The 25,063-nt window shown below is 65.2% G+C and carries 26 protein-coding genes; 13 read left to right on the plus strand and 13 right to left on the minus strand.

Annotation, left to right across the window (positions count from 1 at the left end):
• Positions 1-125: 125 nt before the first annotated feature.
• The 12 genes from flgB (at position 126) to flgL (ending at position 12,225) form a co-directional block, all read left to right on the plus strand.
• Positions 126-629, plus strand: coding sequence for a flagellar basal body rod protein FlgB (flgB, locus tag J3485_RS00750; protein ID WP_206950721.1), 504 nt, complete (start codon positions 126-128; stop codon positions 627-629).
• Positions 630-694: 65 nt separating this feature from the next.
• A complete protein-coding gene (gene flgC / locus J3485_RS00755) occupies positions 695-1,117 on the plus strand; it encodes a flagellar basal body rod protein FlgC (protein ID WP_206950722.1) in 423 nt (140 codons plus the stop codon).
• An 11-nt stretch (positions 1,118-1,128) separates the two neighbouring features.
• Positions 1,129-1,854 carry a flagellar hook assembly protein FlgD gene (locus J3485_RS00760; protein WP_206950723.1) on the plus strand — a complete coding sequence of 242 codons (726 nt, stop codon included), beginning with the start codon at positions 1,129-1,131 and terminating at the stop codon, positions 1,852-1,854.
• Between the two features lie 36 nt (positions 1,855-1,890).
• Complete coding sequence (gene flgE, locus J3485_RS00765; RefSeq protein ID WP_206950724.1) at positions 1,891-3,129, plus strand: flagellar hook protein FlgE; 1,239 nt, start codon at positions 1,891-1,893, stop codon at positions 3,127-3,129.
• A 40-nt stretch (positions 3,130-3,169) separates the two neighbouring features.
• Entirely contained in the window at positions 3,170-3,928 is a 759-nt protein-coding gene (gene flgF, locus J3485_RS00770; RefSeq protein WP_206950725.1) for a flagellar basal-body rod protein FlgF, read from the plus strand.
• A gap of 45 nt (positions 3,929-3,973) precedes the next feature.
• Complete coding sequence (flgG, locus tag J3485_RS00775) at positions 3,974-4,762, plus strand: flagellar basal-body rod protein FlgG (RefSeq protein WP_206950726.1); 789 nt, start codon at positions 3,974-3,976, stop codon at positions 4,760-4,762.
• A gap of 44 nt (positions 4,763-4,806) precedes the next feature.
• The gene (gene flgH, locus J3485_RS00780; protein WP_206950727.1) at positions 4,807-5,532 is read left to right on the plus strand and encodes a flagellar basal body L-ring protein FlgH; all 726 of its coding nucleotides are present in this window, start codon (positions 4,807-4,809) and stop codon (positions 5,530-5,532) included.
• A 5-nt stretch (positions 5,533-5,537) separates the two neighbouring features.
• The gene (locus tag J3485_RS00785) at positions 5,538-6,710 is read left to right on the plus strand and encodes a flagellar basal body P-ring protein FlgI (RefSeq protein WP_374192397.1); all 1,173 of its coding nucleotides are present in this window, start codon (positions 5,538-5,540) and stop codon (positions 6,708-6,710) included.
• Between the two features lie 15 nt (positions 6,711-6,725).
• A complete protein-coding gene (gene flgJ / locus J3485_RS00790; protein ID WP_206950728.1) occupies positions 6,726-7,727 on the plus strand; it encodes a flagellar assembly peptidoglycan hydrolase FlgJ in 1,002 nt (333 codons plus the stop codon).
• Positions 7,728-8,100: 373 nt separating this feature from the next.
• Positions 8,101-8,856 carry a flagellar brake protein gene (locus J3485_RS00795; RefSeq protein ID WP_206950729.1) on the plus strand — a complete coding sequence of 252 codons (756 nt, stop codon included), beginning with the start codon at positions 8,101-8,103 and terminating at the stop codon, positions 8,854-8,856.
• 115 nt (positions 8,857-8,971) lie between these two features.
• Positions 8,972-10,975, plus strand: coding sequence for a flagellar hook-associated protein FlgK (flgK, locus tag J3485_RS00800; RefSeq protein ID WP_206950730.1), 2,004 nt, complete (start codon positions 8,972-8,974; stop codon positions 10,973-10,975).
• Between the two features lie 11 nt (positions 10,976-10,986).
• Positions 10,987-12,225 (plus strand): flagellar hook-associated protein FlgL, encoded by a 1,239-nt coding sequence (gene flgL / locus J3485_RS00805; protein ID WP_206950731.1) that lies wholly within the window; start codon positions 10,987-10,989, stop codon positions 12,223-12,225.
• Positions 12,226-12,324: 99 nt separating this feature from the next.
• On the opposite strand, the gene fliR is transcribed toward flgL, so the two are convergent.
• The 13 genes from fliR to fliF form a co-directional block, all read right to left on the minus strand.
• Complete coding sequence (fliR, locus tag J3485_RS00810; protein ID WP_206950732.1) at positions 12,325-13,107, minus strand: flagellar biosynthetic protein FliR; 783 nt, start codon at positions 13,105-13,107, stop codon at positions 12,325-12,327.
• A gap of 24 nt (positions 13,108-13,131) precedes the next feature.
• Positions 13,132-13,401 carry a flagellar biosynthesis protein FliQ gene (gene fliQ, locus J3485_RS00815; protein WP_206950733.1) on the minus strand — a complete coding sequence of 90 codons (270 nt, stop codon included), beginning with the start codon at positions 13,399-13,401 and terminating at the stop codon, positions 13,132-13,134.
• Between the two features lie 49 nt (positions 13,402-13,450).
• Positions 13,451-14,230, minus strand: a complete 780-nt coding sequence (gene fliP, locus J3485_RS00820) for a flagellar type III secretion system pore protein FliP (protein ID WP_206950734.1) — start codon at positions 14,228-14,230, stop codon at positions 13,451-13,453.
• A 3-nt stretch (positions 14,231-14,233) separates the two neighbouring features.
• A complete protein-coding gene (fliO, locus tag J3485_RS00825; protein ID WP_206950735.1) occupies positions 14,234-14,812 on the minus strand; it encodes a flagellar biosynthetic protein FliO in 579 nt (192 codons plus the stop codon).
• Complete coding sequence (gene fliN / locus J3485_RS00830; protein WP_206950736.1) at positions 14,809-15,294, minus strand: flagellar motor switch protein FliN; 486 nt, start codon at positions 15,292-15,294, stop codon at positions 14,809-14,811. The genes fliO and fliN overlap by 4 nt, the downstream gene beginning before the upstream one ends.
• Entirely contained in the window at positions 15,287-16,288 is a 1,002-nt protein-coding gene (gene fliM / locus J3485_RS00835) for a flagellar motor switch protein FliM (protein ID WP_206950737.1), read from the minus strand. The genes fliN and fliM overlap by 8 nt, the downstream gene beginning before the upstream one ends.
• Before the next feature lie 82 nt (positions 16,289-16,370).
• The gene (gene fliL / locus J3485_RS00840; protein WP_206950738.1) at positions 16,371-16,874 is read right to left on the minus strand and encodes a flagellar basal body-associated protein FliL; all 504 of its coding nucleotides are present in this window, start codon (positions 16,872-16,874) and stop codon (positions 16,371-16,373) included.
• A 239-nt stretch (positions 16,875-17,113) separates the two neighbouring features.
• The gene (locus J3485_RS00845; RefSeq protein ID WP_206950739.1) at positions 17,114-18,643 is read right to left on the minus strand and encodes a flagellar hook-length control protein FliK; all 1,530 of its coding nucleotides are present in this window, start codon (positions 18,641-18,643) and stop codon (positions 17,114-17,116) included.
• Between the two features lie 69 nt (positions 18,644-18,712).
• Positions 18,713-19,165, minus strand: coding sequence for a flagellar export protein FliJ (gene fliJ, locus J3485_RS00850; RefSeq protein WP_206950740.1), 453 nt, complete (start codon positions 19,163-19,165; stop codon positions 18,713-18,715).
• A gap of 13 nt (positions 19,166-19,178) precedes the next feature.
• Entirely contained in the window at positions 19,179-20,861 is a 1,683-nt protein-coding gene (gene fliI, locus J3485_RS00855) for a flagellar protein export ATPase FliI (protein ID WP_206955584.1), read from the minus strand.
• Positions 20,858-21,526, minus strand: a complete 669-nt coding sequence (gene fliH / locus J3485_RS00860) for a flagellar assembly protein FliH (RefSeq protein ID WP_206950741.1) — start codon at positions 21,524-21,526, stop codon at positions 20,858-20,860. The genes fliI and fliH overlap by 4 nt, the downstream gene beginning before the upstream one ends.
• Positions 21,519-22,514 carry a flagellar motor switch protein FliG gene (gene fliG, locus J3485_RS00865; RefSeq protein ID WP_206950742.1) on the minus strand — a complete coding sequence of 332 codons (996 nt, stop codon included), beginning with the start codon at positions 22,512-22,514 and terminating at the stop codon, positions 21,519-21,521. Before fliG ends, fliH begins: the two co-directional genes overlap by 8 nt.
• The gene (gene fliF / locus J3485_RS00870; protein WP_206950743.1) at positions 22,504-24,303 is read right to left on the minus strand and encodes a flagellar basal-body MS-ring/collar protein FliF; all 1,800 of its coding nucleotides are present in this window, start codon (positions 24,301-24,303) and stop codon (positions 22,504-22,506) included. Before fliF ends, fliG begins: the two co-directional genes overlap by 11 nt.
• Positions 24,304-24,563: 260 nt before the next feature.
• On the opposite strand from fliF, the gene fliE reads away from it, so the two are divergent.
• On the plus strand, positions 24,564-24,905 hold the full coding sequence (gene fliE / locus J3485_RS00875; protein WP_206950744.1) for a flagellar hook-basal body complex protein FliE: 342 nt from the start codon (positions 24,564-24,566) through the stop codon (positions 24,903-24,905).
• Positions 24,906-25,063 lie beyond the last annotated feature (158 nt).

Genomic DNA, 25,063 nt, shown 5'->3' on the forward strand with positions numbered 1-25,063 from the left:
TCTTGCTTGCCGACCCTAAGATGCTCGTCATGCAAAAAAGCCTTCTTGGCGCACCTTGTCCCGAACCAGGGTGAGGCCGAGAAGCGGCAACAAGCGGCCGACGCTTGAGAACGGGAGAAACACCGATGCTGGACAAACTCGATGCCGAATTCGCCTTTGGCCGTGAGGCGCTCGATGTACGCGCCTATCGGCAGGAGTTGCTGTCGTCGAACATCGCCAACGCCGATACGCCCGGCTACAAGGCGCGCGACGTCGATTTCGGCTCGTCGCTCGCCACCGCGCTTCAGCGCAGCGGCGCGACGCAGGGTACGAGCGCGATGGCCAGCTCGGGCGCGGCTGCGTTGCCGTTGGCCCAGCCGGCCGGCGTGACGAGCGGGATGACGATGGCGTCGACGGAGCCCGGCCACATGACGGGCAACGCTCAGCTCATTCCGACCGGCGGCCAAACCCAGGATTACGGCAAGCTTGCCTACCGGATTCCGACACAACCGGCGCTCGACGGCAACACCGTCGATCTCGACGCGGAACGCGTCCAATTTGCCGACAACACCGTGCATTACGAATCAGGCATGACCACCGTGTCGCAGCAGATGAAGCAACTGCTCTCGGCGATCACGTCGGGCGGCTGAGCAGGCGCGCCTACCGCTTTTATTTAGGAATCGTTCAAGCGTCCATCGAAAGAGGCACGTAAGCCATGGCATTGATGAACATTTTTACCGTTGCAGGCTCGGCGCTGTCGGCCGAATCCGAGCGGCTCAACGTCACCGCGTCGAATCTCGCGAACGCCGACAGCACGACGGGCCCGGACGGTCAGCCGTACCGCGCCAAGCAGGTCGTGTTCGGCGTCAAGCCGATCGGCGGGGCGGAAACGGCCAGCGGCCAGCAAGTGGGCGGCGTGGAGGTGACGAACGTCATCGACGACCCCACACCGATGAAGACGACTTACGACCCGACCAACCCCGCAGCGGACTCGAACGGCTACGTCACGATGCCGAACGTCGACCCGGTGCAAGAAATGGTGAACATGATCTCGGCCTCGCGCTCGTACCAGGCCAACGTCGAGACGCTGAACACCGCCAAGAACCTGATGCTGAAAACCTTGACGATCGGCACCTGAGGAGAAACTTTGTGACGTCATCCAATACCACCATCAGCAACGGCGGCACCGTTTCGACGCAGTTGCTCGATACGATCAACGGCACTTCGTCGAGTAGCAGCTCGTCCTCGAGCTCATCGTCCTCGAGTGCGACGTCATCGACGAGCTTGGAGCAGACCTTCCTGCAACTGCTCGTGGCGCAGTTGCAGAACCAAGACCCGACCAACCCGATGGACAGCTCGCAAATGACCGCGCAGCTCGCCCAGATCAACACGGTGACGGGCATCAGCCAGTTGAACACGACGCTGACTTCGCTGGCCTCGCAGCTCTCGGCCGGCCAAAACGCGCAATCCTCGCTGCTGATCGGCCAGAACGTCCTCGTGGCGGGCTCGACGGCGACCGTCTCGAGCGGCACCTCGCCCGGCTTCGGGGTGACGGTCGCCTCGAACGTCTCCGATCTGAAGGTCACGATCAAGAATTCCTCGGGCCAGATCGTGAACACGATCGATCTCGGCGCGCAGCAGGCCGGCACCGTTCCGGTGAGCTGGACGCCCACCGACTCGTCGGGCAACACGCTGGCCAACGGCACCTACACGATCTCCGCGGTCGGCACGAGCAGCACCGGCGCGACGACATCCGAAACGACGCTGACCGGCGCGCAAGTGGACAGCATCGTCCAGCAAAGCGACGGGTCGACGGGATTCTTGCTCAGCAACGGCAGCACGGTCGGTACGACCAGTGTTGTCGCCATCATGTAACGAACTTTGATACTTATTCGCAGGGAGACCACTTAAATGGGCTACCAACAAGGCTTGAGCGGCTTGTCCGCATCGTCGAACGATCTGGACGTGATCGGCAACAACATCGCGAATGCCAACACCGACGGCTTCAAGCAAAGCACGGCGCAGTTCGCGGACCTGTACGCGAACACGATCGCGACGTCGGTCAACAACCAAATCGGTATCGGCACGCAGCTCGCGGGCGTTCAGCAAGACTTCACGCAAGGCACGTTCACGACGACGGGCCAGGCGCTGAACGTCGCGATCAACGGCACGGGCTTTTTCCAGATGTCGAACGACGGCACGCTGACCTACTCGCGCAACGGCGTATTCCAGCTCAACAACCAGGGCTACATCACGGATTCGTCGGGGCTCGAACTGATGGGCTACGCGGCGAACGCGAACGGCGTGATCAACACCGCGCAGACGGTGCCGATCCAAATCCCGACGACCAACATCGCACCGGTTGCCACGCAAAACATCACGGCGCAGTTGAATCTGAACTCGCAGGACAGCGTGCCGACGGTGACGCCGTTCTCGTCGACGAACTCGTCGACGTACAACTACTCGACGTCGATCCAGACCTACGACTCGCTCGGCGGGTCGCAGCAGATCAACATGTACTTCGTGAAGACGGCCGCGAACTCGTGGGACGTCTACGCGGGCCCGTCCACCGGCACGATCAGCCAGGTCGGCTCGGTCGGCTTCAGCTCGTCCGGTGCGCTGACCTCGACCGCGGCGACCGCGCCGGCCACGTCGCCCGCCACCGGCGAGCTCACGTTCACGGTGCCGAACACCGACGGCAGCGGATCGCCGCAATCGTTGACGCTGAACTTGACGGGCTCGACGCAATACGGCGGCACGGACGGCGTGAACAACCTGCAGCAAGACGGTTATGCCACGGGCGAGCTCTCGAATTTCTCGATCGGCGCCAACGGCACGATCACGGGCACGTACTCGAACGGCCAAACGCAATCGCTCGGCCAGATCGTGCTCGCGAACTTCAACGACCCGAACGGCCTGCAGGACCTCGGCGGCAACGAGTACGAGGAAACGCAGGCCTCGGGCGTGCCGCAAATTTCGGCGCCGGGCAGCACGAACCACGGCACGCTGACGGGCGGCGCGGTCGAAGATTCGAACGTCGACTTGACGAGCCAGCTCGTCGATCTGATCACGGCGCAGCGCAACTACCAGGCGAACGCGCAGACGATCAAGACGCAGCAGACCGTCGACGAAACGCTGATCGACCTGTAAGCGCACGGCGCGCTTTTCGTACCGCAAGACAAGGCGAGTCATGGACCGACTGATCTACACCGCGATGACGGGCGCTTCCGAGGCGCTCGAGCAGCAGGCCGTCGTCGCCAACAACTTGGCGAATACGTCGACGACGGGTTTTCGCGCGCAGCTCGCGAACTTCCGCGACGCGCCGCTGAGTTTCGGCGACGGCACGACGGTCGACAACGACACGACGCGCACGTTCGCACTGACCGCGACGCCGGGATCGGACTTCGCGCCGGGCCCGATTTCGCAGACGGGCAACCCGCTCGACGTCGCGATCCAAGGTCCGGGCTGGCTCTCGGTGCAAACGGCGGACGGCGACGAAGCCTACACGCGCGCGGGCAATCTGCACGTCGATGAAAACGGCCAGCTCGTGACGGCGACGAACCAGCCCGTGCTCGGCACCGGCGGCCCGATTTCGGTGCCGCCCGGCGCGAGCGTGACGATCGGCAAGGACGGCACGGTGTCGGCGCTCGGCGCGGGCGATTCGCCCTCGCAAATCGTCGTGCTCGACCAGCTCAAGCTCGTCAATCCCGACCCGAGCACCATGACGCGCGGCGACGACGGTTTGTTCCGGACGGCCGACGGCCAGCCGGCCGATGCCGATCCGACCGTCAACGTCGTGCAGGGCGCGCTCGAAGGCAGCAACGTGAACCCCGTCGCGGCGATGGTCTCGATGATCACGAACGCGCGCCAGTTTCAGATGCAAACGAAGTTGCTGCAGACGGCGGATCAGAACGATCAGTCGGCCAACCAGCTACTGACGTTCAGCTAACCGGTTCCTCGCCGGAACCGGATTGTCATTACCAGGAGATTCACCATGAACCGCTCGCTTTACATCGCCGCTACCGGCATGAATGCGCAGCAGGACCAGATGGATGTCATCTCGAACAACCTCGCCAACGTGAGCACGAACGGCTTCAAGGGCTCGCGCGCGGTGTTCCAAGATCTCATCTATCAAACGCTGCGCCAGCCCGGCGCGAACTCCACGCAGCAAACCGAACTGCCCTCCGGGCTGCAGGTCGGCACGGGCGTGCAGCAAGTGGCGACCGAGCGGCTGTACACGCAGGGCAACCTGACGCAAACGGGCAACTCGAAGGACGTCGCCATCAACGGCAACGGCTTCTTCCAAGTGCAGATGCCCGACGGCACGACGGCCTACACGCGCGACGGCTCGTTCGAGACGAACGCACAGGGCCAGCTCGTGACCTCGAGCGGCTATCCGGTCATGCCGCAGATCACGATTCCGCAGAACGCGACCTCGCTGACGATCGGCAGCGACGGCACGGTCAGCATCACGCTGCCCAATTCGACCAACAACCAGACGATCGGCACGCTCCAGCTCGCCACGTTCATCAACCCGGCCGGTCTGCAATCGAACGGCGAGAACCTGCTTTCGGAGACGACCTCCTCGGGCGCGCCGAACGTGACGACGCCGGGCTTGAACGGTGCCGGCACGCTGAACCAGGGCTACGTCGAAGCTTCTAACGTGAACGTCGTGCAAGAGTTGGTGAACATGATCGAGACGCAGCGCGCGTACGAAATCAACAGCAAGGCGGTCCAGACTTCGGATCAAATGTTGCAGACCTTGAGCCAGATGTCGGTTTGAGGCGAGTAGGAAGCAGGACTTTGACGAGCAGGCGGTAGACGAAGATGTCGCAAACGAGCCGAATTCCCTTTCGCGTGCGCGGGTTGCGCGCGGCAGCCACGCTGACCTTCGCGAGTGCGCTCGCGGGGGTGCTGACGGGCACTTTCGCCGGTTGCGCGCAGATCGAGCACCGCCAGCCGATCGTGCAGCAGCCGATGACGGCCACGCCGCCGGTGCCGCCGCAACTGCAGCCGCCGGGCTCGATCTACAACCCCGGCTACGCCGGCCATCCGCTGTTCGAAGACCAGCGTCCGCGCAACGTCGGCGACATCCTCACGATCGTCATCTCCGAAAACATCAACGCGACGAAATCGTCGGCGGCCAACGCCGGCCGCGCCGGCAGCACCGCGACATCGGTGCCGACGGCGGGCTTTCTCTCGGGCCTGTTCAACCACGTCAATCTGAACGCATCGGGCTCGAACACGTTCGCCGGCTCCGGCGGCGCGAACGCATCGAACACGTTCAACGGCACGATCACGGTCACGGTCACGAACGTGTTGCCCAACGGCAATCTCGTCGTGAGCGGCGAGAAGCAGATGTTGATCAACCAGGGCAACGAGTTCGTGCGCTTCTCGGGCGTGGTCAACCCGAACACGGTGTCGGGCGAGAACACGGTGCTCTCGACGCAGGTGGCCGACGCGCGCATCGAATACTCGGCCAAGGGTTACATCAACGAAGCGGAAACGATGGGATGGCTCCAGCGTTTCTTCCTCAACATAGCGCCATGGTGATCGCGATGACGACCTCGTTCATGCGCGCCTTGCGCACGCTTCATACCGTTCGCCGCGCACTCGTGCTCGTCGGCGTGCCCGTCATGCTGGCCTGCGCCGGTACGGCGCATGCCGAGCGCCTGAAGGATCTCGTGCAGATCCAGGGCGTGCGCGACAACCCGCTGATCGGCTATGGCCTCGTCGTCGGCCTCGACGGCACGGGCGACCAGACGACGCAAACGCCGTTCACGACGCAAACGCTCACGAACATGCTGGCCAACCTCGGCATCTCGCTGAACAACGGCCAATCGACGGGCGCGAGCCCCGCGTCGAACATGCAGCTCAAGAACGTGGCCGCCGTGATGGTGACGGCGACGCTGCCGCCGTTCGAGCGGCCGGGCGAGGCGATCGACATTACCGTCTCGTCGCTCGGCAACGCCAAGAGCCTGCGCGGCGGCACGCTGCTGCTCACGCCGCTCAAGGGCGCCGACGGGCAGGTCTACGCGCTGGCCCAGGGCAACGTCGCCGTCGGCGGCGCGGGCGCGAGCGCCAACGGCAGCAAAGTGCAGGTCAATCAGCTCGCGGCCGGACGCGTTCCCTCCGGCGCGATCGTCGAGCGCGCCGTGCCGACGCAAGTCGCGCAGGCGGGCGGCACGATGCAGATGGAGCTGAACGACATGGACTACGACACGACGCAGCGTATCGTGGCGGCGGTCAACAACGCATTCGGCGAAGGCACGGCCACGCCGCTCGACGGGCGTACGATTCAACTGCGCGCGCCGATCGATCCGAGCCAGCAAGTCGCGTTCATGGCGCAGCTCGAGAACCTCGACGTGCGTCCGGCGCAAGCGGCCGCGAAGGTCATTCTCAATTCGCGCACGGGCTCGATCGTCATGAATCAGATGGTGACGCTGCAAAGCTGCGCGGTGGCGCACGGCAACTTGTCGGTCATTGTCAACACGCAGACGGCCGTGAGCCAGCCCGGCGCGTTCTCGAACGGCACGACCGTCTCGTCGCGGCAGTCGCAGATTCAACTGAAGCAGGACAACGGCTCGCTCAAGCTCGTCACGGCGGGCGCGAACCTGGCGGAAGTGGTGAAGGCGCTCAACGCGCTCGGCGCGACGCCGGCCGATTTGATGTCGATCCTGCAAGCGATGAAGGCCGCGGGCGCATTGCGCGCGGACCTCGAGATCATCTAAGAAGAAGGTGTCCTGATGAACCCGAACACGACCTACGACGGCAAAGTCGACACCGGCACCGACATCTCGCAGCGCTTCGCGCTCGACGTGCAGGGCTTCGACGCGTTGCGCGCTCAAGCCGCGGCCTCGCCGCAGCAGGCGTTGAAGTCGACGGCCCGCCAGTTCGACGCGGTGTTCATCCAGATGATGCTCAAGAGCATGCGCGAGGCGACGCCGCAAGACGGCATCCTCGATTCGAACGACAGCAAGCAGTATCAGTCGATGCTCGATCAACAGCTCGCGCAGCAGTTGTCGTCGAAGGGGATCGGGGTGGCGGATGCGCTCATCACGCAGCTCTCGCGCAACATGGGCGGCAGCGGCGCGAACGGCTCGGGTTCGTCCAATGCACTGAACAACTTGCTCGGCGGTGGCGGGGGCGGGAGCGGCGACTCCGGCAATTCGGCCATGATGGGTGCGCTCGCGCGCGCGTATTCGAACGCGCAGGCGAACGGCTCGCTCGCGATGGGCAAGGGCTACTCGGGGCAGAGCTCGCTGACGCCGCCGCTGCGCGGCAACGGCGCCTCGGCCAAGGTCGACGCGTTCGTCGACAAGATGGCGGCGCCGGCGCAAGCCGCGAGCGCGGCGACGGGCATCCCGGCGCGCTTCATCGTCGGCCAAGCCGCGCTCGAATCGGGCTGGGGCAAAGGCGAGATCAAGAACGCGAACGGCACGTCGAGTCATAACGTGTTCGGCATCAAGGCGACGCCGGACTGGACGGGCAAAACGGTGTCGGCGGTCACGACCGAATACGTGAACGGCAAGCCGCGCAAGGTCGTTCAGAAATTCCGTTCCTACGGTTCGTACACCGAGGCGATGACCGACTACGCGAGCATGCTGCGCGACAACCCGCGCTATGCGTCGGTGCTGTCGACGTCACGCGACGCGGCGAGCTTTGCGCACGGCATGCAGAAAGCCGGATACGCAACCGATCCGCACTACGCGAATAAGCTGATTTCGATCATGCGGCAGATGGTTTGACCGATTTTATCGGTAATGACGAGTGTTTAACGGGGAGCGCTTTCGAGCGCGACGGGGCCAGCAGGGAAAGACGGCATGAAGGCCGACCGCCGCACGGCGGTCGGCCGAGCCGCGATGGACAACGCCGCATCGGCCGCAGATAATGGCGCCGGTCATCGGCGAGAGACTGCAAAAGGGTTAAAGCAACGGTTGCCGGCATAGGCCGAAAACCGAGTGTTTGCTCGAAAACTAAAAAAATATTTCGAGAATACCTCTAAACTTTGCACGTCCGATGCCGCTAATCAGACAGACCCTGTTCGGATTGCTGTAATGCATCCGAAAGCTTTGGCGCCGGCGCGTGTAGCGTGCCGCGCAAGTTCGCATACCCGAGCCCATGGATACCAATCAGTCGACTGGCCCGACGGAGGATACCGCCGAAAATTATCATGATTTCGGTCGCCGCAATCCGCTCGAAATCGGCGTTCAGCTCCGCAACTTGGCCAACCGCGGCGATTTTCTGACCGTTCAGTACAAGAACGGGCAACTCGTCACGAAGATTCTCGATGTCGACGTGCGCGGACGCACGTTTTCCTTCGATTGGGGCGCGCTGCCCGAGCAGAACAAAGGCGTGCTCGCCTCGCCTCACTGCATCTTCCGCGCATCGCCCGACGGCGTGCGCGTCGAGTTTTCCACCGTCACGCCGGCCGAAACGCGTTTCGAAGGGCTGCCCGCGTTCGAAGCACCGTTTCCCGAAGTGCTGTTCTACGTGCAGCGCCGCGAGTACTTTCGCGTCGACGCGCCCGTGCTCGATCCCTATTTCTGCCGCGGCCGGTTGCCCGACGGCGATACGTTCCGCTTCGAAGTACACGACTTGTCGCTGGGCGGCATCGGGCTGCGTACGACCGACGAGCGCGTCGCCGAATTGCCGATGGGCGCCATGCTCCCCGACGTCGAAGTGCACCTGAACGGGCACGGCATGCTTGCGCTCGATCTCGAACTCGTTTCGATGCGTGCGACCGACCTGCCGAACGGCGGCCGACGCTTCCAGCTCGGCATGCGTTTCGTTGCGCTGCCCGGCAGCGCGGAGAACACGCTGCAGCGCCTGATCACCCAACTCGAGATGCGCCGGCGCTCGCTCGTCAAGGCATAAAAAAATCCGGGGGCGGCACATGCGGCCCCCTTAAATTTTCGTTCGCGCGGCCGTTATACATGTGTTCCCTCAACGCGGCGGACGGCCCTATGGCGTCTGCCCTTCAGGAAGACGCATGTCCAACGATATTTTCAGCATCGGCCTGTCCGGGCTCAACGCCGCCCAATGGGGGCTGCAAACGACGAGCGAGAACATCTCGAACGCGTCGACGGCGGGTTACACGGTCGAGAACCCGGTCTATGCCGAGGCGAGCGGCCAGTACACCGGCTCCGGCTATCTCGGCAACGGCGTCGACACCGTCACGGTGCAGCGCAACTACAGCCAGTACCTGTCCACGCAGCTCAACAACGCCACGTCGACGAACAGTGCGCTGTCGGCCAACTACTCGATGGCGTCGCAGTTGAGCAACCTCGTGGGTAGCCCGACCTCCGGCATCTCCTCGGCGATCACGACGTTTTTCACGGGCCTGCAGGACGTCTCGACCAGCCCCAATACGACGGCGACGCGCGAGACCGCGGTCAGCGACGCGCAAACGCTCGTCTCGCAGATCAACGCGGCCGGCCAGCAATACGACCAACTGCGTCAGAGCGTGAACACGCAGCTCACGACGGCCGTCAATTCGGTCAACACGTACACGTCGCAAATCGCCGGCCTGAACACGGAAATCGCCGCGGCGAGCGCGCAAGGCCAGCCGCCGAACCAGTTGCTCGACCAGCGCGATGAGGCCGTCGCGAATCTGTCGCAACTCGTGGGCGTGTCGGTCGTGCAAAACTCGAGCGGCTACAGCGTCTTCATGGGTAACGGCCAGCCGCTCGTCGTGGCGGGGCAAAGCTTCCAACTCGGCACGGCGACGTCGCAGAGCGATCCGAGCGAGCTCGCCGTCACCTACAACGGCATGGCCGGTTCGTCGCCACCGTCGTCGTCGGTCGAATATCTGTCGTCGTCGGCGACGACGGGCGGCACCATCGGCGGCCTGCTCACGTTTCGCAGCCAGACGCTCGATCCGGCCGAATCGCAGCTCGGCGCGATCGCGACGAGCTTCGCCGCGCAGGTGAATTCGCAAAACGCGCTCGGGCTCGATCTGTCGGGCAATGCGGGCGGCAACCTGTTCACCGCCGGCAGCCCGACCGTCTACTCGAACGCGGCCAACACGGGCAATGCGACGCTGTCGGTCAGCTTCGCGAACGCCGCGCAACCGACGAGCGACGACTATGCGCTTTCGTACTCGGGCAGCACGTACACGCTGACCGATACGACGACGGGCACCGTCGTCGGCACCTCGGCCACGGCGCCGAACGGTACGACCGCGATGGGCGGGCTCATGCTGAACATCACGTCGGGCTCGATGAGCGCGGGCGATTCGTTCACGATCCAGCCCACGCGCGGCGCGCTCGACAGTTTCGGGCTGACCACGTCGAATCCGTCGGCGATCGCGGCGGCGTCGCCGGTGCTCGCGTCGGCCTCGACCGAGAACACGGGCTCGGCGTCGATCACGCAAGGCACGGTGAGCGCCGGCTACCAGATCTCGGGCACGACGACGCTCACGTACGATTCGACGACGGGCACGCTGAGCGGCTTCCAAGTGGGGACGACCGTGACGGTCGCCGGCTCGCCGCCCACGACGATTCCGATCACGTCCGCGACGACGACGGTGCCCTACAGCCCGGCGCAAGGCGCGACGCTGACGATCAACAGCACGACGCAGCCGCCGCCGGCAGGCATCACGAACGGCGTGTCGCTGTCGATTTCGGGCACGCCCGCGAACGGCGATACGTTCACGATCGCGCCGAATACGGGCACGTTCGACGGCAGCAATGCGCTCGCGATGTCGAAGATCGTCTCCAACAACACGCTGAACGGCGGTACCTCGACGCTGACGGGCGCCTATGCCTCGTACGTCGACAACGTCGGCAATGCCGCGAGCCAACTCCAGGCGGCGAGCACGTCGCAATCGGCGCTCGTGACGCAGATCACGTCGGCGCAGCAATCGGTTTCGGGCGTCAATCTCGATGAAGAGGCGTCCAACCTGCTGCAATACCAGCAGGCCTATCAAGCGAACAGCAAGGTGATTCAGACGGCTGAATCGATGTTCCAAACCTTGATCGGCATCTTCCAATAAGGCGGTCAGCGATGCGTATCTCGACTTCCGAGTTCTATAGCCAGAATATCCAGACGATGGATAATCAGGAGAACCAGCTCGCGACGTACTACCAGCAGCTCTCGAGCGGCCAGGCGCTGACGACGCCGGCCGACAATCCGCTCGCCGCGGCGCAAGCCGTGCAGTTGTCGATGACGTCGGCGACGCTGACGCAGTACCAGAGCAACCAGAGCACGGCGCTCTCGTCGCTGCAGCTCGAAGACGAGACGCTCTCGAGCGTGGCCAACACGATGCAAAGCATCAACGCGCAGATCACGCAGGCCGGCGACGGCAGCCTGAGCGATGCCGAGCGTTCCTCGATCGCGAAGGAAATGGAAGGCTATCGCAGCCAGTTGCTGACGCTCGCCAACACGAGCGACAGCGCCGGCAACTACCTGTTTTCGGGTTATCAAGCGTCGACCGCTCCGTTTGCCAACGCCGCCGGCGGCGGGGTGACGTACCTCGGCGACAACGGTCTGCGCCAAGCCCAGGTGGCCTCCACGACGCAAATCGCGACGAACGACAGCGGCGCGAGCGTGTTCCTCACGGTACCTTCGGTGGGTACGTCGCCCGTTTCGGCGGGCAGCTCGACCAACACGGGTACGGGCACGATCGGTGCGGCTTCGATCACGAACGCATCGGCCACGACCAACAACGACAGCTATTCGATCACGTTCGGCGGCACGATCGCCGCGCCCACGTACACGGTCACCGACAATACGGCGGTGCCGCCGACGACGACGGCCGCCACGGCCTTCAACGCGAGTACGCCGATTCAACTCGGTTCGGGCATGCAGGTGTCGATTTCCGGCGCGCCCAGCCCCGGAGATACGTTTTCGGTCACGCCGGCAACGTCGTCGCAGAACAGCGACGTGTTTGCGACGATCGACAAGATCATCACGGCACTGCAAACGCCGGCGACCAACAACCCATCGGCCACGGCGAACCTGACCAACGCGCTGACGTCGGGCACGGCGGCCTTCCAGAATTCGCTGACGAACATCACCGTGGTTCAGGCGTCGGTCGGCGGCCGCGAGCAAGAGTTGCAAGCGCTGCAGACGACGACGCAGTCGAACTCACTGCAAGCGCAAAGCAATCTGTCGAATCTGACCGACATCAACATGGTGTCGGTCATCAGCAACTACGAGCAGGAGCAGAACGCCCTGGAGGCTGCGCAGAAGTCGTTCGTGCAGATTCAAGGCATGTCGCTGTTCCAGTACATCAGCTCCTGATTGACGCCACACGCCCGCAAGGGCGTGCGATCCGGCCGAAGCCCCGTCGTCGGGACTTCGGCTTTTTTTATGGGCGACGCGGGAGCGGCGGGCGATGCGCTAACGCAGCGCCGCGGCGACGCGCCCCATCTCGTCGATACCGGTATCGACGAGATGCGCGAAGAACGGAATCATGTTCGGCAGCATCAGCATCAAGAGCAGCATGCCGACCATCAGCGTGACCGAGAAGCCGATCTGGAACACGCCGATCTGCGGGGCGGCGCGATTGAGGATGCCGAGCGACAGGCTCGCGATGAGCAGAGCGATGACGACGGGCAGCGACAGCAACAGGCCCGCCGTGAAAATCGCGCCGCCCCATTGCGCGAGCGTGTTCAGCCCCGGCGGGCCAAGCGCGGCCGACGCGATCGGCACGGACTGGAACGATTCGATCAGCGCTGCGATCACTTGCAGATGGCCGTTGTAGGCAAGGAACGCGAGCGTTGCGACCACGTTCAGAAAGCTCGAGATGACCTGCGAGGACGCGTCCGAGCCCGGATCGAAGAACGTCGCGAAGCCGAGCCCCATCTGCAGCCCGACGAGCGAGCCCGCCATCTCGACGGCGGCGAACACGACTTGCATCGTGAATCCGAGCGCCGCGCCGATCAACAACTGCGTGACCATGATCCAGACGCCGGTGGCCGAAAAGACGGTGGCTTGCGGCATCGCGGGCAGCGTGGGCGCCACGATGAGCGTGATGAACGCCGCGAGGGCGATCTTGATGCGGGCGGGCACGGACGTATGGCCGAACACGGGCGAAGCCGCGACGAGCGCGACGATGCGCGTAAACGGCCAGAGGAACGCCGTGAGCCAGGCGTTCAACTGTGCGTAGGTGACCGTGAACATCGGTGGGGGCGGGGCCGGCGCGCTTTACCCCGCGAGCTGAGGGATGTTCGTGAGCATCTCGCGCATGTAGTCGAGCGCGATCGAGAGCATCCATGGGCCCGCAATGACGAGCGTGATCGTCACGGCCATGAGCTTCGGGATGAACGAAAGCGTCGATTCGTTGATCTGCGTGGCGGCCTGGAAAAAGCTCACGAGCAAGCCCACGATCAGCGAGACGAGCAGCGGCGGCGCCGTGAGCAGCAAGGCGACGTACATTGCGCGATGCGCGAGCGTCAGTACGGATTCGGGCGTCATGAGAGCGGTCCTCGGAAAAGCGGGCTCATCGGTGAACTCGGAAGCGGGCTCAGGCGAAACTTTGCGCGAGCGAGCCGATGAGCAGTTGCCAACCATCCACGAGCACGAACAGCATGAGCTTGAAAGGCAGCGAAATGGTGACGGGCGAGACCATCATCATCCCCATCGACATCAACACGCTGGCAACGACCATGTCGATGATCAGAAACGGAATGAAGATCGTGAAACCGATCTGAAAGGCCGTCTTGAGCTCGCTCGTGACGAACGCGGGCACGAGCAGCGAGAGCGGCACGTCCTCGGGCCCTTGCAGCGGCGGCGAATGCGAGATCTTCGCGAATAGGGCGAGATCCGATTCGCGCGTCTGCTTCAGCATGAACTGCTTGAACGGGGCAACGCCGCGCGTCACCGCCGTCTCCATCGGAATCGTGCCGTCGGCGAACGGTTTGTAGCCGTCGTTGTAAGCCTTGGTGATGACGGGCGACATCACGAACAGCGTCAAGAACAGCGCGAGCCCGACGAGCACCTGATTCGGCGGCGTCGTGGTGGTGCCGAGCGCTTGGCGCAGCAGCGAGAGCACGATGATGATGCGCGTGAAGCTCGTCATCATCAGCACCATCGCGGGCAGGAACGACAGCATCGTGAGCAGCAGCATCGTCTGCACGCTCAGCGAGTAGGTCGTGCCGCCGTTCGGGCCGGGGCTCGTCGTGAAGGCGGGGAGTCCCGTCGGCGCCGTTTGCGCGTGCGAGAGTTGCGGCAGCAGCGTGAAGATCAAAAAGGGCAGTGCGGGTAGCGCGGCGCGCGCGAGCCGCACGATGGGCCTGGACGACATTTTTTACTTGCCTCCGCCCGAAGGCCGAGAAAACCGCTTTCTTGCTTCACCGGCCAGCGCGGCGCGAAAGCGCGAGCCGAACGTGCCGGGCAGGGTGCTGTCCGCAGGGTCGGCGCCGCTGACGGGCGTGCCGATGCGGGCATCGGCCGTCGGCGCCGGCATGGAATGGAGCAGCCGCACGCTGCCGGGCGAGGCGCCGAGCACGAGCCAGGTGTCGCCGATCTCGACGACGGCCACGCGCTCCTTGCCGCCGAGCGAGACGCCGCCGACGGTGCGCACGAGCTGGCCGCGCGCCGAAGGCTGCAGGCCCAGGCGTCGGGCGAGCCACGCGCAGGCGAACACGAGCGCGACGACGACGGCCAAGCCGATGAGCGTTTGTAGCACGGCGCCCACGCCGATGGACGGCACGGCTGTGCCGGCCCCTACGCGCGAGGCGATTTGCGCGGCGTGGTTGACCGCGTTCATGTCGGCGGCCATGGCCGCGGGTGCGAACACCGCCGATGCGGCTGCCGCTGCCGCATACGCCGCGAGGATTGCCGCCACGCGCCGCAGCAGCGGCGCACGGTGCAAGCGAGCTTTCATCGATTCAATTTTCGAATGCGCTCGGCCGGCGTGATGATGTCGGTCAGCCGGATGCCGAACTTGTCGTTGACCACGACGACTTCACCTTGGGCAATCAAACAGCCGTTCACGAGCACGTCCATCGGCTCGCCGGCCATCCCGTCGAGTTCGACGACGGAACCTTGCGCAAGTTGCAGCAAATTGCGGATCGCAATTTTCGTGCGCCCGAGCTCGACCGTCATCTGGACGGGAATATCCAGGATCATGTCGATGTCGTTGCGCGTCGACGTCGGCTCGACCTTCGACAGCGGCTGGAACACGCCGGCCGCGGGCGCGGGCGTCGGGTTCGAGTTCTGCTCGGCCAGTGCGGCAGCCCAATCGTCGAGGCCGCCCTCGTCGTCCGCGGCCGCGGCGGCTTTCTTGGCGGTCTCGGCGGCCATGGCGGCCATTTGCGCGTCGACTTGGCCGGCGCCTTCGCCCGGGGTCGCGTTCAGATCACTCATATTCCGTTTCCTTAATCGTGTTGTCCGCTGCGCTGATCATTTTTTGCACGCGCAACGCATATTGACCATTGAAGATTCCGTAGCCGCATTCCATGACCGGTACGCCGTCGACCTTGGCCACGATGTTCTCGGGAATGTTGATCGGCAGCACGTCGCCCGCGCGCATGTTGAGGATGTCCTCGAACGTGACGGGGATTTGGGCTAGATCGGCCGTCAGCTCGACCTCGGCAGCCTGGACTTGCTTCGAGAGCACGCGGATCCAGCGGCGGTCGACTTCGAGCGCCTCGCCTTGGATCGGCGAAGTCAGCACGTCGCGGATCGGTTCGATCATCGAATACGGCATGCAGATGTGCAGCGTGCCGCCCGTCGGGCCGAATTCGATCGAGAACTGCGTGACGATGACGATTTCGTTCGGCGTCGCGACGTTGGCGAACTGCGTGTGCATCTCCGAGCGCATGAATTCGAACTGCAGCGGCCGCACGCTCTTCCACGCGGTCGTGTAGTGGTCGAAGACGAGTTGCAGCAGCTTGCCGATGATCCGCTGCTCGGTGGCCGTGAAGTCGCGCCCTTCCACCCGGGTATGGAACCGGCCGTCGCCGCCGAACAGATTGTCGACGACGAAAAACACGAGATTCGGATCGAACACGAACAGCGACGTGCCGCGCAGCGGCTTGACGTGCACGAGATTCAGGTTCGTCGGAATCGGCAGATTGCGTGTGAACTCGCTGTACTTCAGCACTTTGACCGGGCCGACCGAAATCTCGGCGGTGCGGCGCATGAAATTGAAGATGCCGAGACGCAAGAGGCGCGCGAAGCGCTCGTTGATGATTTCGAGGCCGGGCATCCGGCCGCGAACGATCCGCTCCTGCGTCGCGATGTTGTACGGGCGTACGCCCGACTTGTCGCGGTGCTCGGTATCGGCATCGGATTCGCCCGTTACGCCCTTGAGGAGTGCATCGACTTCCTCTTGGGACATGAACTCTTCGTGGCCCATCGCTTTGCTCGTCCCTGTGTTGCGGTTGGTGAGTATCGCCAAGGTGGCGCGTTCGGCCCGGCGTTGCGCCGAGCACCGCGCGCTACTGGACCACGAATTCCGTGAAGAGCACTTCCTCGACGTGCACGGGCGGCTCGCCCGGGTCCGTCGGCTTCTCGATCAGCGTCTTCAGTTCCTGCGCGAGCGCGTGCTTGCCGTCGAGCGTCTCCAGATCCTCCGGATGCTTGTTCGACAGCGCGAGCAAGATGCGGCTGCGAATCTCCGGCATGTGCAGTTGCAGCCCCTCCTGCGTCTTCTCATTGGCAAGCTTAAGCGACAGGCCGACGCGCAGGTAGTGCTGGCCGTCGTCGGACAGCAGATTGACCGTCATCGGATCGAGCGCGAAGAACACAGGCGGCGGCGGGGGCGGCGGGGGCACCGGCTTGCTCGGGCCGCCGAGCCCGTGCTTGGACAGAAAAAAGTACATACCCCCGGCAGCGGCGCCGGCCGCCAACAGCGTGATCAGAGCGATCAGCACGATGCGCTTGAGTTTGCCCGATTTCTTGGGAACGTCGACGGTCTGCTGACTTGCGGTCGTGGATGCCATGACAATGCTTTGCGTGAATGCGGTAGGGTGAATTGTTGGCTATAGCGGGCTTTGGCGATAAGCCGAAAAGAAGGGACATTCGACGCCATCTCGTCCGTTTAAGACGATAGCGCCGAGACCGCGAGAAAAAGCGAGGAGCAAAATCCGCTCCCAGCACCTAGGGACAAGGGTGTGGGCCTGCGCCTGCCCAGGCTGCGCCGCGGGGGCGTGCGGCGCAGCATCGCGGCCCGTGCGGGGCGTCAGGCGAAGGTGTCGACGAGCCCGACGGTGCGCCGCGTGCTGACCGTGGCGGTCGAGGCCACCGTGTCGTCGCTGTCGCTCGAGCCGCTACCGCCGCGCCGGCCGCGGCCGCCGCTCTGGTTGCCCGCCTGCTGCTGGTTCGCCTGACGGGCGAACCCGTCGCTGACGCTCGCGCTGCCGAGGCCGAGGCCGCCGGATGCGAGCGCGTCGCGCAGCTTCGGCAGCGCCGCCTCGACCGCTTCGCGCACCTGCTGGTGTTGCGAGACGAACAGCGCGTGCGCGTGATTGTCGGCCACTTGGAGGACGACCTGCAGCGGGCCGAGATCGGGTGGGTTCAGCGTGAGTTCCGCGCTTTGCTGATGCGCATTCGAGAGGAAGACGACCTTTTGGCTCAGCGCGTCTTCCCAATCGGGCGTGCCCACTTCCGGCGCGAGCGAAGCCGCCGCGGCCGCTGCTGCGTTCGGTGTGGCCGCGGCCGCTTGGGCGGTGGCCACGCTCGAGGCCGAAGCGGCTTGCGTCGCAGCCAGCGCCGCGGTGCTCGCCTGAGCGTTGTCCTTGAGCGTTGCGATCGCCGTCGTGGCGTCGCCGCCGCTCGCGCTCGCTTGTGCCGTGGCAACGGCCGTGCTGTCGGACGAAGCCGTGGTGCCGGCCGTCGACTTGGCGGCTTCCTCGGTCGCGTTGCCGATCGCCTGTGCGTTCGCGCTCTTGCCGTCGCTCGTCAGTTCGGTGACGGCCTTGCCGTTGAGCGGCAGCGAGCCGATGCCGTTGCCGAGATTGCCGGTGCCGCTCGAGCCGCCGCTGCTGCCGAGCGCTTGGGTGCCAGGCGTGTTGGCCGCGGCACTCGAGGCCGTGGCGCCCGCGGCCGCCGCCGCGCTTTGCATACCCATTTGCGCGGCCAAGGCGGCTTCGAGCGCCGCGCGTACGGTCTTGGGTGCGGCCGTGCCTTTCGACGCCGTGCCGGATGCACCCGCAGCGGCGTCGGTCCCGGTCGTGGCATCGGCGGTGTCGGACGTGCCGTCGGCCGTGGCACCGGTCGCCGCGGCCTGCGCCTGCTGCGCCGCCGTTTGCATCTGTTGCGCCGTGGCTTGCGCAGCGGCGGCCGCTTGCGCGGCCGCGGTGCTTGCGTTGGCAGCGCTTTGTGCTTGGCTGGCTTGCTGCTGCGAGGTCGAGGACGAGTCGGTGTGCTTTGCCCCCGCGCTCGCTTGTGATGACGATGCATCGGCACTGCCTGTCGTGCTTGACGACCCCTGCGAGGCCGAGCTGCCGTTGCCGTTCGCGGCTTGGCTGCCGTTCGACGCCGATTGCGACGCGCCGGCGTTCTGCGCACCGTTCGCGGACGATGCGCCCGTGTTGGGTTGCGCCGACTGTGCCGATTGTGCCGATTGCGCCGCCTGCTGCTGCGCGTTCACGCTTTGCTGCAGCGTCTGCGAAAACGGCGTGGCCGCTTGCGCGTTCGAGCCCGAGCCCGCGCTGCCGGGCGAGTTGCTCGATGCGCCAGAAAGAGACCCGAGGATGGAGATGGGCGACATGGGTATGCCTTTATGTTCGGCGGTCCGTCGGCCGCGTTTCCGCGCCGTCCGGGCCGATTCGATTCCGGTTCAATTCAAATTTTCGAGCCGCATGCGCACCATCTTGGCGGCATGCTCATCGGTGTCGCGTTGCTCGCGCCGCGCGGCGACGCGCGCCTGCTCCGCGTCGCCGCGCGCCTGCAAGACTTCGTACGAGCCCAGCTTTTGCTTTTGACGCTGCCACTCGGGCTTGGCCGTCTCGACGCGCGAGGTGGCCGCGGCGAGGAGGCGCCGTTGCTGTTCGATCGCCGCGTCGAGCGTATCGATGAACGCTTGAAAGTTGCGCCAGTTGCCGGCCGGCATGCCCGTCTGCGCCGAAGCCGAGAAGTTCGCGTGATATTCATCGCGATAGCGGACCAGCGCGTCGAGCTGCGTCTGGACGTCCGTGCGTTCTCGCTGCGCGCGGCCAAGCTGCTTGGCCGCCGCGTCGACGTCGTTTTGCGCGAGGTCGATCAGCGTCTTGATCGGGAAATGATTCGCCATCGCTTAGGACTCCTCATTCAAACAACGCACCTAGCATATTGAGGCTTGCGTCGAACGGTGCACATTCGCGAAAGCCCTGCTGCAAGAACGCTTCGATGCGCGGATACAGCGCGATCGCCCGGTCGAGCAGCGCATCGCGCCCGCTCGAATAGGCACCGACGTTGATCAAGTCGCGATTGCGCTGATAACGAGACAGCATCTGCTTGAAAATTCGCACGCGCTCCAGATGGTTCTCGTCGATGAGCGCCGTCATCGCCCGGCTGATCGAGGCTTCGATGTCGATCGCCGGGTAATGGCCGGCTTCGGCGAGCGAACGCGACAGCACGATGTGGCCGTCGAGAATCGCGCGCGCCGCATCGGCGATCGGGTCTTGCTGATCGTCGCCTTCGGTCAGCACGGTATAGAACGCGGTGATCGAACCGCCGCCGGCCGGGCCGTTGCCGGTGCGCTCGACGAGCGCCGGCATTTTCGCGAAAACGGACGGCGGATAGCCCTTCGTCGCCGGCGGCTCGCCGATCGCGAGCGCGATCTCGCGCTGCGCCATCGCGTAACGCGTCAGCGAATCCATGATCAACAGCACGTGCTTGCCCTGATCGCGGAAGTACTCGGCGAGCGAGGTGGCGTACGCGGCGCCTTGCATCCGCATGAGCGGGGAGACGTCGGCCGGCGCCGCCACGACGACGGAGCGGGCGAGCCCCTGCGCGCCCAGGATTTGCTCGATGAACTCCTTCACTTCGCGGCCGCGCTCGCCGATGAGCCCGATCACGATCACCTCGGCGCTCGTGTAGCGCGCCATCGTGCCGAGCAGCACCGATTTGCCGACGCCCGAGCCGGCGAACAGGCCCATGCGTTGGCCGCGTCCGACAGTGAGCAGCGCGTTGATCGCGCGTACGCCGACGTCGAGCACCTGTTGGATCGGCTCGCGCTTGAGCGGATTGATCGACGGCGCCGACAGCGGGGCGTCGGCGTGGGTATCGAGCGGTCCGAGGCCGTCGAGCGGCCGGCCCGACGAATCGACGACGCGTCCGAGCATGCCCCAGCCCACCGGCAGGCGCTTGGCACCCGCGAGCGGATCGGCGAGCGGTGCGCTTTCGCGCGGATAGACGCGCGCGCCGGGCAGCAGGCCCGCCACTTCGGTCGTGGGCATCAGAAACAGCCGATCGCCGGCGAAGCCGACCACCTCGGCCTCGGCCATCGGCAGCGTGCTGCCGGGCGGCATCTCGATCAAACATTCGGCGCCGACGGCCAGCCGCATCCCGATTGCTTCGAGCACGAGCCCCGCCGCGCGCGTGAGACGACCGCAGGCCGACAGCGGCCGGGCGAGCGCGCTGCGTTCGCGCAAAGCGCCAAGGCGCGTGCGCCAAGCCGCCAGATGGCGATTGTTCGCGAGCGCGGGATTGGGCGTGAAGCCGGCGAGCGAGGCGGCCGCGCTTGCTTGCGGCGCCCGGGCGCCGTGAGGCGGCTGCGTGGGCATGGGCGCGTCTTCGCTCGATGCCGCCTTCGCGATGGCGTCGATGGCATCGATCGCCGCCAACTCGTCCGCCGAATCGGCGCGGGCCAAGGCCAGGTCGCCGGCCGGAGCGAGCGCGCGGCGCGCTTCGGGCATCGCCTCGGGGCTGAACGAGGCAAGCGCGAGCTCGACCTCGAGCGGCGAGAGGCCGCTTGCGCGCAACGACTGGACGGTGGCTTCGTTCACCATTGACTCACTTTGCCGATCGCGGCCGCCACGCGCTGCCAGCGCGTGCCGATCGCGGCGTCGATTTCGCCTGTTGCGGCCTGCGCGCGGCAGCCGCCGCGCTCGACGGCGACGTCGGTGCGCACGTTCCAGCCGAGCGTATCGAGTTCGTCTTTCAAATAGGCTTCGACGATCGGCAGATCGGCCGGATTGACGATGAGCTGCGGCGCGCCCGCGAGCGCCGGCTCGGCCGCGAGCACTTCACGCGCGGCGGCGAGCAGGGCGGCCGGATCGTGCGTGACGTGCTGGCGCACGACCTGCTGGGCGATGTCGAGCGCGAGCGCGACGAGCGACTCGGCCATTTCCGTTTGCGCCCCATCGAGGGCGGCCTTGAACGCATCGGCCAGGCCCGCGAGGCGCGCGGCCTCGGCATGCGCTTCCTGCCGGCCTTTCTCTAGCCCTTGGGCATGGCCCTGGTCGAATCCGGCCTGATAGCCGATCGCCTGGCCGGCGACATGGCCCGAGGCGAGCCCTTGCGCGTGGGCCGCTTCGCGAATGCGATGCACCTCTTGCACGAGCTTGTTCTCGCGGACCGGATCGGGCGGCGGGGGCGGGTCGAACGAAGCCATCTCCCAGCGCTGATACGCGGAGACGGGTTTCTTGTTCGAACGGCCCGAATCAGACATAGGCATCTTCCGCCTTCCCGCCAAGCACGATCTGGCCGCTCTCGGCCAGGTTGCGCACGATCTGCAAGATGCGGCGCTGTTGCGTTTCGACTTCCGAGACGCGCACCGGACCGCGCGCGTCGAGATCCTCGGCGAGCAGCTCGGCCGCGCGCTGCGACATGTTCGAGAGGAACTTCTGACGCAGCGCGGGCGGCGCGCCCTTGAGCGAAATGATGAGCGCTTCCGACTCCACTTCCTTGAGCAGCAACTGGATCGCCCGGTCTTCGAGGTCGAGCAGGTTCTCGAACACGAACATCTGGTCGATGATCTTTTGCGCGAGGTCCGCGTCGTACTGGCGGACGTTCTCGAGAATCGATTCTTCGTGCTGGGTCGGCATGAAGTTGAGGATTTCGGCCGCCGTGCGGATGCCGCCCATCGGGCTGCGCTTGAGGTTGTCGCTCCCCGAGAGCAGGCTCGTGAGGACGTCGTCGAGCTCGCGCAGCGCGGCCGGCTGAATGCCGTCGAGCGTGGCGATGCGCAGCAGCACGTCGTTGCGTAGCCGGTCCGTGAAGCAAGCGGCGATTTCCGAAGCCTGATCGCGGTCCAGATGCACGAGAATCGTCGCGATGATCTGCGGGTGCTCGTTCTTGATGAGCTCGGCCACGGCGGGCGAGTCCATCCACTTGAGCCCTTCGATGCCGCTCGTATCGCTGCCTTGCAGGATACGGTCGATGAGCACGCCGGCCTTGTCTTCGCCGAGCGCCTTGGTCAGCACCGAGCGGATGTAGTCGTTCGAATCGAGCGACATCGCCGTGTGCTGCTCGGCCTCCTTGACGAAGTCCTGCAGCACGTTCTCGACCTGCTCGCGCGTCACGTTCTTGAGCGAGGCCATGGCGGCGCCGATCTTCTGCACCTCGCGCGGCGCGAGAAACTTGAATACTTCAGCGGCTTCTTCCTCGCCGATCGACATCAGCAGAAGCGCGCTCTTCGTCACCCCTTCAGCGCTCATCGGACACCCAATTCTTGACAACCGTCGCTACGATCTTCGGATCCTTGCGCGCGATGGTGCGCGCGTAATCGAGGTTCCGTTCGAACTTGTGCTTCTCGTTCTCGAAGGCCAGGAGGTTTTGCTCCATGTCGTCTTCATGCTCCATCGCCGTCGTGATCGGCGTCGGCGAACCGCCGTCGAGCAGCATCGGCTCGCCGGGGCCGTCGAACGCGCTCGCCGCTTGACCGTCGGCCGCCGCGCGCGCCTCGAGCGGCGGGAACGCGCGCCGCATCGCGGGCTTGACCATCATCAGATAGAGGAGCAGCGCGGCAATGCCGATGCCGATCCATTTGGCCGCCTGGATCGCGAGCGCGATGACGTCGGGCTGGCGCCACCACGGCAGATTCGCGAGCGGATCGGCTTCGGTCGTGAAGGTCGCGTTGACGATGTTGACGGAGTCGCCACGCTTGACCTCGAAGCCCATCGCGTCCTTCACGAGCTGCGTGACTTGCGCGAGCTTCTCGGGCGTGAGCGGCTGCATCGTCGCGTGGCCCTTGGCGTCGACGACGCGCTGGTAGTTGATGACGACCGCCGCCGACAAATGCTTGATCCCGCCCTTGGCCTGCTCGAGGTGGCTGACACGCTTGTCGAGCTCGTAGTTCGTCGTGGCGTCCTTGCGCTCGCTGACCGGTGTCGTCGTCACGCCCGTGGCGGCGGCGCCGCTTGCGGCGACGATCGGCGCCGAGGCCGGTTGCGGCGGCGTGTTCGACAGCGCGCCGGGCACGCCCGAGGCGCCGCTTTGCGTCAGATCGCTCGCCTCGCTCGTCTGCTGGCTGCGGATCGCGGCCTGCTGCGGGTTGCCGTTCGGGCCGTAGGTTTCGGCCGTTTGCTCCATCTGGGAGAAATCGATGTCGGCGCTCACTTGCGAGTGCGCGTTGCCGGCGCCGAACAGCGGGGCGAGGATCGCGTCGATGCGCTGCTGCGTGTTGCGCTCGACTTGCTGGACGTACTTGAGCTGCGAGGCGTCGAGCCCCGCGCCCGACGAAGGCTGCGTGAGCAGCGTACCGTCCTGATCGACCACGGTGACGTTCTTGACGGGCAGATCGGCGACGCTCGAGGCGACCATGTGCGTGATCGCCGAGACTTGGCCGTCGTCGAGCGTGCGGCCCGGATAGAGATTGACGAGCACCGACGCCGTGGGCGCCTCTTGGTCGCGCACGAATACGGAAGGCTTCGGGATCGCCAGATGCACGCGCGCCTGGCGCACGACGGAGATCGATTCGATCGTGCGTTCGAGTTCGCCCTCGAGCGCGCGCTGATAGTTCACTTGCTCGGCGAACTGGCTGATGCCGAACTTCTCGTTGTCCATCAGTTCCATGCCGACCGAGCCGCTCTTGGGCAGGCCTTGCGAGGCGAGCTTCAGCCGCACTTCGTTGACTTGATCGGACGGCACGAGAATGGCCGAACCGCCGTCGGAGAACTTGTAGGGTACGTTCGCTTGCTGCAGTGCGGCAAGCACCGAGCCGCCGTCCTGATCCGACAGGCCGCTATACAGCACGCGATAGTCGGGGGTCCGGCTCCAGAGCACGAGCGCGGTGACGACGGCCACGAACACGGCCACGGCGATGATGAGCGGCGCGCGCGGGTTGCCGCGCATCTGCGAGAACGACGACAGCCGCTGGGCGATGCCGCCGAGGTCGGCCGCGCCGCCCGCGCCTTGCAGGGCGCCAGCGCCGGCGGCGCCTGCGGGCGCGCTAGCGAGGCCCATGCGGGCGTCGGGATTGATCAAAGAATTGGCCTGCGAATCCATGCGTCGGGGTTCTCCGGGATGCGGGGGTGTCCGGCCGGCGGGTCCGAGTAGGCGGGAAGCCGCGTCGGGGCGGGCGGGACACTTTCACGATTGGGATTATCCATACCGATCTGCAACTGAATCAGTCGAATAGAAGCGGGTTTCCCCCCTAGTTTCACGGGTTTGCGAAAAGGCCCGCTGCTATCCTCATTCACCGTGATGGGTCAGTGCGTCGCGCATTCGGACGGCGGCGGCCTTTCGCCCCTTTTTCTGGAGAAATCATGACCGTGCCAGTCAATCCGCTTACGTCGGCGCTGCAGCAGATGCAGTCCATGGCAGCCGAAGCGGCCGGCGCATCGAACGCCGCCGCGCTGGGCGAACAGTCGGGCGCGGCGACGGCCGGCAGCTTCGCCACGGTGCTCAAGAGCTCGATCGATAAGATCAGCGACGATCAAAACAAAGCGGTCGGGGAGTCGCAGGCATTCGAGCTCGGCTCGCCGAACGTTTCGCTGAGCGACGTGATGGTGGACATGCAAAAGGCGAACATCGGCCTGCAATTCGGCTTGGAAGTTCGCAACAAGCTCGTGGCCGCCTACAACGACATCATGCAGATATCAGTCTGAAGCTTTGCAGTCCGCTTGCTGCCTGGATGACCGCAAGCGGCTAAAGCTTTGCCCTAGGCGATCCGATAACCGCAATATGGCCAGCGCGCGGCACTCACGCATGCTCGGCAGCGACGGGGCAGGCGCGGGGAGGCGATGTGTGCATCTCGCCGCGCCGA

The organism is Trinickia acidisoli, from assembly GCF_017315725.1.
Classification (GTDB): domain Bacteria; phylum Pseudomonadota; class Gammaproteobacteria; order Burkholderiales; family Burkholderiaceae; genus Trinickia; species Trinickia acidisoli.

Coding starts and splice junctions, on each gene's coding strand:
- flgK (WP_206950730.1), top strand. CDS start 8,972: ATGTCCAACGATATTTTCAGCATCGGCCTGTCCGGGCTCAACGCCGCC.
- flgE (WP_206950724.1), top strand. CDS start 1,891: ATGGGCTACCAACAAGGCTTGAGCGGCTTGTCCGCATCGTCGAACGAT.
- J3485_RS00785 (WP_374192397.1), top strand. CDS start 5,538: ATGACGACCTCGTTCATGCGCGCCTTGCGCACGCTTCATACCGTTCGC.
- flgJ (WP_206950728.1), top strand. CDS start 6,726: ATGAACCCGAACACGACCTACGACGGCAAAGTCGACACCGGCACCGAC.
- fliL (WP_206950738.1), bottom strand. CDS start 16,874: ATGGCATCCACGACCGCAAGTCAGCAGACCGTCGACGTTCCCAAGAAA.
- fliJ (WP_206950740.1), bottom strand. CDS start 19,165: ATGGCGAATCATTTCCCGATCAAGACGCTGATCGACCTCGCGCAAAAC.
- fliQ (WP_206950733.1), bottom strand. CDS start 13,401: ATGACGCCCGAATCCGTACTGACGCTCGCGCATCGCGCAATGTACGTC.
- J3485_RS00795 (WP_206950729.1), top strand. CDS start 8,101: ATGGATACCAATCAGTCGACTGGCCCGACGGAGGATACCGCCGAAAAT.
- flgH (WP_206950727.1), top strand. CDS start 4,807: ATGTCGCAAACGAGCCGAATTCCCTTTCGCGTGCGCGGGTTGCGCGCG.
- fliO (WP_206950735.1), bottom strand. CDS start 14,812: ATGAAAGCTCGCTTGCACCGTGCGCCGCTGCTGCGGCGCGTGGCGGCA.
- flgL (WP_206950731.1), top strand. CDS start 10,987: ATGCGTATCTCGACTTCCGAGTTCTATAGCCAGAATATCCAGACGATG.
- fliM (WP_206950737.1), bottom strand. CDS start 16,288: ATGGGCCACGAAGAGTTCATGTCCCAAGAGGAAGTCGATGCACTCCTC.
- fliP (WP_206950734.1), bottom strand. CDS start 14,230: ATGTCGTCCAGGCCCATCGTGCGGCTCGCGCGCGCCGCGCTACCCGCA.
- fliF (WP_206950743.1), bottom strand. CDS start 24,303: ATGGATTCGCAGGCCAATTCTTTGATCAATCCCGACGCCCGCATGGGC.
- flgB (WP_206950721.1), top strand. CDS start 126: ATGCTGGACAAACTCGATGCCGAATTCGCCTTTGGCCGTGAGGCGCTC.
- flgF (WP_206950725.1), top strand. CDS start 3,170: ATGGACCGACTGATCTACACCGCGATGACGGGCGCTTCCGAGGCGCTC.
- fliR (WP_206950732.1), bottom strand. CDS start 13,107: ATGTTCACGGTCACCTACGCACAGTTGAACGCCTGGCTCACGGCGTTC.
- flgG (WP_206950726.1), top strand. CDS start 3,974: ATGAACCGCTCGCTTTACATCGCCGCTACCGGCATGAATGCGCAGCAG.
- fliE (WP_206950744.1), top strand. CDS start 24,564: ATGACCGTGCCAGTCAATCCGCTTACGTCGGCGCTGCAGCAGATGCAG.
- fliN (WP_206950736.1), bottom strand. CDS start 15,294: ATGAGTGATCTGAACGCGACCCCGGGCGAAGGCGCCGGCCAAGTCGAC.
- flgC (WP_206950722.1), top strand. CDS start 695: ATGGCATTGATGAACATTTTTACCGTTGCAGGCTCGGCGCTGTCGGCC.
- fliG (WP_206950742.1), bottom strand. CDS start 22,514: ATGAGCGCTGAAGGGGTGACGAAGAGCGCGCTTCTGCTGATGTCGATC.
- J3485_RS00845 (WP_206950739.1), bottom strand. CDS start 18,643: ATGTCGCCCATCTCCATCCTCGGGTCTCTTTCTGGCGCATCGAGCAAC.
- fliH (WP_206950741.1), bottom strand. CDS start 21,526: ATGTCTGATTCGGGCCGTTCGAACAAGAAACCCGTCTCCGCGTATCAG.